2 protein-coding genes are annotated in these 956 nt (G+C 68.4%); one reads left to right on the top strand and one right to left on the bottom strand.

Translation table 11 applies throughout. From position 1 onward, the window contains the following. Positions 1–23: 23 nt before the first annotated feature. A complete protein-coding gene (locus Rhe02_RS49480; protein WP_203915556.1) occupies positions 24–410 on the bottom strand; it encodes a hypothetical protein in 387 nt (128 codons plus the stop codon). 34 nt (positions 411–444) lie between these two features. Here Rhe02_RS49480 and Rhe02_RS49475 point away from each other — a divergent pair, with 34 nt between their 5' ends. Next, entirely contained in the window at positions 445–705 is a 261-nt protein-coding gene (locus tag Rhe02_RS49475) for an HNH endonuclease signature motif containing protein (RefSeq protein ID WP_203915555.1), read from the top strand. Positions 706–956: the final 251 nt, after the last annotated feature.

Raw genomic sequence — 956 nt, 5'->3', positions numbered from 1 at the left:
AAACCAGACCCGACCCGATCGGGCTACACCCGCGCAGTCAAGGCTCGCGCGAGCAACACCCGCCCACAGCCCAGGCGACCAGACACCGCCCACCCAAGCAGGAACAACGCCAGCCCACCCGGACCGCCACGCCCCGCCCACCCAGAGCCAAACAGCGCCAGGCCACGCAATGCCAAGCCGAACACCGCCAGGCCCAACACCGTCAGACCAAGCAGCGCCATGCCAAGCAGGGCCGGGCCAGGCAGCGCCAGGCCCAACACCGTCAGACCAAGCAGCGCCGGGCCAAGCGGGGCCAGGCCAAGCAGCGCCAGACCGAACACCGCCAGACCAAGCAGCGCCAGGCCGAAAGGTGCCAGGCTCGCCGGGGATGGGTTTGCCGATGCCGAGCCGGCCGGTGCCATGCCCGCCACAACAGGATCCGCACGCACATTCCCCAACGCCGCCATGACCGCCTGGATCCGCGCCAGAGACAGAACATGCCGCGCACCAGGCTGCCGCATCCCCGCCCGCGCCTGCCACCTCGACCACACCACCAACTACGCCCACGGCGGACCCACCACCCACGACGACCTCGGCCCACTATGCGCCCGACACCACATCATGAAACACGAAGGCGGCTGGCAACTACGCCAAACCCGACCCGGCCACTTCATCTGGATCAGCCCCACCGGCCGCATCTACCACATCAAACCCGAGCCACCATAAAATATCGACAGCCGGTCACCGGCCCACCAAACATCTACCGCGGCCTCGCCGCCCTCCTCCCGCCAGGGCACACAGAGCGACGATCACGACGTCGACCTCGGCGTGCTCGCCCGGACCAGGCCCACACAATCCAAGTCGACGCTGCCCGCAAGAAAGACACCGCAAGCACGCCACCGCAAGCACGAGACCGCAAAGCAGGACACCGCAAGCACGACACCACGGGCGCTGCGCCAACGGCTGCTGGGCACGCT

This window comes from Rhizocola hellebori (assembly GCF_016862955.1).
Lineage (GTDB): Bacteria > Actinomycetota > Actinomycetes > Mycobacteriales > Micromonosporaceae > Rhizocola > Rhizocola hellebori.
The sequence above is the reverse complement of the archived record's forward strand: the minus strand, read 5'-3'. Positions and strand labels throughout refer to the sequence as shown.

Coding starts and splice junctions, on each gene's coding strand:
- Rhe02_RS49475 (WP_203915555.1), top strand. CDS start 445: ATGACCGCCTGGATCCGCGCCAGAGACAGAACATGCCGCGCACCAGGC.